The organism is Bradyrhizobium sp. LeoA1Lang (genome assembly GCF_055413685.1).
On the sequence record NZ_JBVAPG010000044.1, the window covers coordinates 50219 to 57593 of the forward strand.

Below are 7375 nucleotides of genomic sequence, written 5' to 3' on the forward strand. Positions count from 1 at the left end.
ACCTTAAGCCGGAACCGGAAGCTCGATGGTGAGGCCTTCCGACCGGATATGTTCGCGGAGATTGCCGGGCGCAATCTCTCCATTGTCCTTGATTTCGACAGGCGCGATGTAGGAACCGATGGCACCGACATCGTCGGCAACCGCTTCGGCAAGCAGCGCCCGCGCATCGTCGGATGTGCGCACGATCGCGGCATCAGCGAGGCGCGACGACCAGCCATGCTGCGGCGTGCGATAGATCACCACGCCATCATGAGTGCGGTTGGCGGTCACTACCGAAGGCCCGGTAATTCTGATTTTCTTCTGTTCAAGCGGAGAGGTCATTCGGCAGCTTCCAAAAGTTCCGAGATCACTTGGTTGAGGTTGGCTCGACGCCACGGCGCGGAGTGGGAGACGACATCGCCGATGACGAGGATGGCGGGACCGCCATCGATCTTCTCGACCAGCGACGGCAGATGTTCGAGCGTTCCGACCGCAGCCTTGGCATCCGGCCGCGACACCCGCGCGAACACGCCGACCGGCGTTTCTGGCGAACGGCCGGCGGCCAACAGCCCGGCGCGGATCGTCGGCGCCGCGGTCATGCCCATATAGACGACGACGGTCATCTTCTTGTCTGTTAGCGCCGACCAGTCGACAGTCTCGGCGTCGCGCGCCTTGTGCGCGGTGAGGAAGGTGATGCGCAGCGCCTCATGGCGGAAGGTAAGCGGCGTCTCGAATTGTGCGGCGGCGCCGAGGCCCGCCGTGATGCCGGGGATCACCGAATAGGCGACGCCCGCCTGGCGCAGCGCTTCGATCTCCTCGCCGCCGCGGCCGAAGATGAAGGGATCGCCGCCCTTCAGCCGCACCGCGCGCTGTCCTGATTTCGCAGCCTCGATCATCAGTCTGTTGATCGCGTCCTGGCCGATGCCGGGCTTGCCGACGCGGCGGCCAACCGGGATGCGCGATGCGTCGCGGCGGGCGCGGTCGAGAATCTCCGATGACACCAATTCATCGTAGAACACGACGTCAGCGTCCTGCAGGGCGCGCAGCGCCTTGATGGTGAGGAGATCCGGATCGCCAGGTCCCGCACCGACCAGCGTCACATGGCCCTTTGCCTTGCCGAGCGCGTTCGCGCCGGCAAAGGCGGAGGGATCGGAAATCTGCTGCAGGGCCTTTTCCGCTTCGCCCCTCTTGCCGGCCAGCACCAGCGCGCCGATCGGACCGTCGACAACGCGCTCCCAGAAGCGGCGGCGCAGTGCGAATTCGCCGATGCGCGCGTGTATAGATTTGCGGAATTGGCCGATGAAAGACGCGAGATCGCCGATGCGCGAGGGCAGCACCGCCTCGATCCGCTCGCGCACGCGGCGCGCCACAACAGGCGAAGCGCCGCCGGTGCCAACGGCGACCACGACATCGCCGCGATCGACGATCGCCGGGAAAATGAAGGTGGAATGGTCGAGATCGTCCATCACATTGACGGGCAGGCCGACAGCCTTCGCACGCGCCGCCATCGCAACACCCATATCGCCGGCGCCCGCGCAGAGCACCGCGATGACGCCGCTGAGATCGGCGACGAGCGGATCGCCTGTCGCGAGTTCGACGCGCGTCGCATCGATCCCGCTCACATCATGATTGCCGTCGGTCGCAAACCAGCGGACGCGCGCGCCGGCTGCCGCGAGCAGACGCAGCTTCGCACGCACGAGGTCTCCGGCGCCGACCAACAGCACCACGCCTGTTTGCAGATCCAGGAACACCGGCAAGAACCGCATGCGCCACTCGCTTCCCCAACTTATGGGTTGACTGGAATTTTATTCTATATATGTGTCGGCAAGCGCCCGCAAAGAGAAATTTATTTCTTCTCTATTGCATCGCAACTATAGAATTTTCGCCTCCAAAGGCCAAGGCACAGAGATGCATCTTCTCGACAATGAATCCGGCACAGCACGGTTGCGCTCATCCGAGCCCCGCGAGGGAATAAAGGCGTCGCGCAAAATCCTCGTCGAAGCACCCGCGACCGTCCCTTCAATGGATCATCTCGACGAGCTCGAAGCGCAAAGCATCTACATTCTGCGCGAGGCGTTCGCCCGGTTGAAGAAGCTCGCGCTGTTGTGGTCGCTCGGCAAGGACTCCAACGTGATGATCTGGCTCGCGCGCAAGGCGTTCTTCGGCCGCGTGCCCTTCCCTGCCTTGCATGTCGATACCGGCAAGAAATTTCCGGAGATGTATGCCTTCCGCGACCAGTACGCGAAGGAATGGGATATCGACCTGCGCGTCGAACCCTGCCCGCCGATCGATAGTGTCGACCCCACGCTGCCGCCTGCGGCGCGCTCTGCTGCGCGCAAGACCGAGGGCCTGAAGCTCGCGCTGGTCAAGCACGGCTTTGACGGATTGATCGCCGGCATCCGCCGCGACGAAGAGGCCACGCGCGCCAAGGAGCGCGTGTTCTCGCCACGCGGCCTCGAGGGCGAATGGGACGTGCGCGACCAGCCGCCGGAATTCTGGGATCACTTCAACGCCTCGCCGCCGCAAGGCGCGCATCTGCGCATCCATCCAATTCTGCATTGGACCGAGGCCGACATCTGGGCCTACACAAGACGCGAGAACATCCCGATCATCCCGCTTTATCTGGCGAAGGACGGCAAGCGCTATCGTTCGCTTGGTGATGCCGACATCACCTTCCCCGTCGCGTCGACCGCGTCTGACATCGATGAGATCCTGGCCGAGCTCGAAGACACCAAGGTGCCGGAACGCGCGGGCCGCGCACTCGATCATGAGACCGAGGATGCGTTCGAGCGGCTGCGTGTCGCCGGCTATCTCTGAGCTCTTAGCAAGTTAAGGCGATCTTCGATGAACATGGTTCTTCCCAGCGCGATTTCGGCGACACCGAACGGCACCACGCGTCCGCAAGTCCGCATCGTCATCGTCGGCCATGTCGATCATGGCAAATCCACCCTCGTCGGCCGCCTCTTGCACGAGACCGGCAGCCTGCCCGATGGCAAGCTCGAAATGCTGAAAGCCGTCAGCGCGCGGCGCGGCATGCCCTTCGAATGGTCGTTCCTGTTGGACGCGCTGCAGACCGAGCGCGACCAGGGCATCACCATCGACACCACGCAGATCCGCTTCCGTACCCGCTCGCGCGACGTGGTGCTGATCGACGCGCCCGGCCACGCCGAATTCCTCCGCAACATGATCACCGGCGCCTCGCAGGCCGACGGCGCCGTGCTGATCATCGACGCGCTCGAAGGCGTGCGCGACCAGACGCGGCGGCACGGCTATCTCCTGCATTTGCTCGGCATCAAGCAGGTCGCTGTCGTCGTCAACAAGATGGACCGGGTCGATTTTAGCGCCGAGCGCTTCAACGAGATCAGCGACGAGATATCGGCGCACCTGACCGGTCTTGGCGTGAAGCCATCGGCGGTGATTCCGATTTCCGCGCGCGACGGCGACGGCGTTGCCGCGCACACGCCGCGGATCGGCTGGTACAAGGGGCCGAGCGTGGTCGAGGCGCTGGATGCGCTGGAGCCGGCGCGGCCGGCGGAAACATTGCCGCTGCGACTGCCGGTGCAGGCGATCTACAAGTTCGACGACCGCCGCATCATCGCCGGCCGCATCGAATCCGGCAGCCTGAAGGCCGGCGACGAGATCGTGATCATGCCCGCCGGCAAGATCGCGAAGATCAAGACCGTCGAGAGCTGGCCGGTGACGCCGCTTCAGGGACCGCAAACGGCCGGCCGCTCGGTCGGCATCACGCTGGACCGCGAGCTCTTCATCGAGCGCGGCGACGTCATCGGCCATGTCGGCCTGAGCCCGCGCGACACCCGCCGCATCCACGCCCGGATCTTCTGGCTGCACGATAAGCCATTGTCGAAGGGCGACCAGATCCTGATCCGGCTCGGCACGCGCGAGACCCGCGCGAGCGTGGTCGCGATCGACAAGGCAGTCGATCCCGGCGCGCTCTCCAACAAGGAAACCAATTCGATCGCACGCAACCATGTCGGCGAGATCGACATCTCGCTGGCGCAGCCGATTGCTGCCGATCCCTACAGCGAAAGCCCGCGCACCGGGCGGCTGGTGATCGAGGTGAACGGCCGGATCGCCGGCGGCGGCCTCGTGCTGTCGGTCGATGCCGGCCAGCGCGCCGTGCCCGTCGACATCGTGCCGGTGGAGTCCGCGTTGCGCGCCGACGAGCGTGCGGCCCGCTATCGTCATGGCGGCGCCGTGCTCTGGTTCACGGGGCTGCCCGGCTCCGGCAAATCGACATTGGCGCTTGCGCTGGAGCGGCGGCTGTTCACGAATGGCGGCTCGCCGATCCTGCTCGATGGCGACACCTTGCGTGCCGGCCTCAACAGCGACCTTGGCTTCTCGCACGCGGATCGCAGCGAAAACATCCGCCGCCTCGCGGAGGTCGCGACGCATCTGGCGCGCAACGGCCATATCGCGATCGTCGCCGCGGTCTCGCCCGCCGCATCCGACCGCGCCGCCGCGCGCCGCATCGCCGACAGCGCGTTCCGTGAGATCTATGTCGCAACGCCGGCGGAGATCTGCGAAAGCCGCGATCCAAAGGGCCATTACGCCAAGGCCCGCGCGGGCGGCCTGCCCTCCTTCACCGGCATCACCAATGATTACGAGCCGCCGGCGGGTAACGAACTGACGATCGATACGTCGAGCCGGACAGTCGCTGACGCAATAGACGAAATCGAACGGATGCTGGCCCAAACCGGCATCCTATTCGAGGAAGTCGCCGACCTCGCGGCGAATATTTAGGCAGGCAATCTCCCCTCCCCGTCATCGCCCGGCTTGACCGGGCGATCCAGTATTTCAGAGATGATCGTAGTTGAACCGAGAAGCCGCGGCGTACTGGATGCCCCGCCTCCGCGGGGCATGACGGTTGCGGGTAATATGGCCACCCGGGGGGCCTTCTCATGGCCGTGGCTTTAGCGCTAAAAGGGCGCTGAACCGCCCGCCTTTTGGCGCGTTTTTTGCTGTTTTCGTCCCGAAAACAGTCCGTAAACGCCATTTCTCTTGGAAAGCCCAACATGACGCGTGTCGAAGCCCACGGATTGAAGATCGCCCCTGTCCTGTTCGATTTCATCGCCAAGGAAGCGACCCCCAACACCGGGATCGCGCCCGACGCCTTCTGGGCGGGGCTCGCCGCCATCATCGCAAAACTGGGGCCGAAAAACCGCGAGCTGCTCGCCTTCCGCGACACGCTGCAGGCCAAGATCGACGATTGGCACCACGCCAACAAGGGCAAGAAGTTCGACATCAACGCCTATACCGCTTTCCTGAAGGAAATCGGCTATCTCCTCCCGGAGCCGCCGACCAGGCAGGTCGAGACCGCCAATGTCGACGAAGAAATCGGCAAGATCTGCGGTCCTCAGCTCGTGGTGCCCCTGACCAATGCGCGCTATGCGCTGAATGCGGCGAATGCGCGTTGGGGCAGCCTCTATGACGCCTTCTACGGCACTGACGCGATCCCGCATGACCCGAGCGAGAGTGGCAAGGGCTATAACAAAGCGCGCGGCGACAAGGTGATCGCGAAGGCCAAGGCGCTCCTGGATTCGGCCGCGCCGCTCGCGACCGGAAGCCATGCCGATGCGACTTCCTACAGCGTCAGCGGCGGGAAGCTCGCGGTGAAGCTCAAGAACGGCAACACCACCGCACTGAAATCGGCCGCGCAATTCGCGGGTTATCAGGGCGATGCCGCCGCGCCAAGCGCCGTGCTGCTCGTCAACAACGGCCTGCACATCGACGTGACGATCAACCGCAATCATCCGATCGGCAAGGACGATCCGGCAGGGGTCGCCGACATGATCCTAGAGGCGGCGGTCTCCACCATCCTCGATATGGAAGACAGCGTCGCGGCCGTCGACGCCGAGGACAAGGTGCTGGTCTATCGCAATACGCTTGGTCTCATGGCCGGCACACTGTCGGCTGATTTCGAGAAGGGCGGCAAGACCCTGACGCGCTCGCTCAATGCCGACCGCGTCTACAAGACGCCCGACGGCAAGGATCTGACGCTGCACGGCCGCAGCCTGCTTCTGATGCGCAATGTCGGCCATCACATGTTCACCGACGCCGTGCTCGATGCGAAGGGCGAGGAAATCCCGGAAGGGATCCTTGATGCCGCGGTGTCCGGCCTGCTCGGGATCCATGATCTCAAGGGCAAGTCGAAGGTGAAGAACAGCCGCACCGGCTCGGTCTACATCGTCAAGCCGAAGATGCACGGCCCCGATGAAGTCGCGTTGACCTGTGAGTTGTTCGGCGAGGTCGAGAAATTGCTCTCGCTGCCGGAGAACACGCTCAAGGTCGGCATCATGGACGAGGAGCGCCGCACCACGGTCAACCTCAAGGCCAGCATCCAGAATGCGGGCAAGCGCGTGATGTTCATCAACACCGGCTTCCTCGACCGCACCGGCGACGAGATTCACACCTCGATGGAAGCGGGTCCGATGATCCGCAAGAACGACATGAAGGCGCAACCCTGGATCAAGGCCTATGAGGACTGGAATGTCGACATCGGCCTGATCGACGGCCTGCCCGGCCATGCGCAGATCGGCAAGGGCATGTGGGCGGCGCCCGACAAGATGGCCGACATGCTGGCGCAGAAGATCGGCCATCCGCAGGCCGGCGCCACCACCGCCTGGGTGCCGTCGCCGACCGCTGCGACGCTGCACGCGCTGCACTATCACCAGGTCAACGTGATAGCGCGCCAGCAGGAGCTGGCCAAGGGTGGGCCGCGCGCGAAACTCTCCGACATCCTCACCATTCCGGTGTCGCAGTCGAACTGGGCGCCCGATGACGTGAAGCAGGAGATCGACAACAACTGCCAGGGCATCCTGGGCTATGTCGTGCGCTGGATCGACCAGGGCGTCGGCTGCTCCAAGGTGCCTGACATTCACGACGTCGGCCTGATGGAAGACCGCGCCACCCTGCGCATCTCGAGCCAGCATCTGGCGAACTGGCTGCACCAGGGCGTCGTCACCAGGGACCAGGTGATGGAGTCGCTGAAGCGTATGGCTATCGTCGTCGATGGCCAGAACAAGGGCGATCCGCTCTACAAGCCGATGGCGCCCTCCTTCGACGGTGTCGCCTTCAAGGCCGCCTGCGACTTGATCTTCAAGGGCCGCGAGCAGCCGAACGGCTACACCGAGTTCATCCTCACCGCCCGCCGTCGCGAAGCGAAAGCCGCCGGCTGATCTGGCACATCGCCGTAGCCCGGATTGCGCTTTGCTTCATCCGGGCTACAGAGCATGGCGCCGCATGGTTGGAAGAGCTATGGCGGAATCTGGGTGATGACGGCCTGAGAAGGGCGGCGTATCGAGGCGGGTAACCAGCCAGCCAGAACCTCACATGGGATGGTTCGTGTCAAGGCCATCAATCGCAATGCATCAGCAGT

5 protein-coding genes are annotated in these 7375 nt (G+C 64.2%); 3 read left to right on the top strand and 2 right to left on the bottom strand.

Annotated elements, in window-relative coordinates; translation table 11 throughout:
- Window positions 1–3: 3 nt before the first annotated feature.
- Together ACZYOF_RS17125 and cysG are read right to left on the bottom strand one after the other, a co-directional pair.
- The gene (locus ACZYOF_RS17125; RefSeq protein WP_130579440.1) at window positions 4–321 is read right to left on the bottom strand and encodes a DUF2849 domain-containing protein; all 318 of its coding nucleotides are present in this window, start codon (window positions 319–321) and stop codon (window positions 4–6) included.
- The gene (gene cysG / locus ACZYOF_RS17130; protein WP_463716485.1) at window positions 318–1745 is read right to left on the bottom strand and encodes a siroheme synthase CysG; all 1428 of its coding nucleotides are present in this window, start codon (window positions 1743–1745) and stop codon (window positions 318–320) included. The genes ACZYOF_RS17125 and cysG overlap by 4 nt, the downstream gene beginning before the upstream one ends.
- A 256-nt stretch (window positions 1746–2001) precedes the next feature.
- Here cysG and cysD point away from each other — a divergent pair, with 256 nt between their 5' ends.
- From cysD to ACZYOF_RS17145, 3 genes are all read left to right on the top strand, one after another.
- Window positions 2002–2796 carry a sulfate adenylyltransferase subunit CysD gene (gene cysD / locus ACZYOF_RS17135; protein ID WP_394566334.1) on the top strand — a complete coding sequence of 265 codons (795 nt, stop codon included), beginning with the start codon at window positions 2002–2004 and terminating at the stop codon, window positions 2794–2796.
- A 27-nt stretch (window positions 2797–2823) separates the two neighbouring features.
- On the top strand, window positions 2824–4740 hold the full coding sequence (gene cysC, locus ACZYOF_RS17140; protein ID WP_463716486.1) for an adenylyl-sulfate kinase: 1917 nt from the start codon (window positions 2824–2826) through the stop codon (window positions 4738–4740).
- A gap of 272 nt (window positions 4741–5012) precedes the next feature.
- Window positions 5013–7175: a malate synthase G gene (locus ACZYOF_RS17145; protein WP_463716487.1), complete on the top strand. Its 2163-nt coding sequence runs from the start codon at window positions 5013–5015 to the stop codon at window positions 7173–7175.
- Window positions 7176–7375 lie beyond the last annotated feature (200 nt).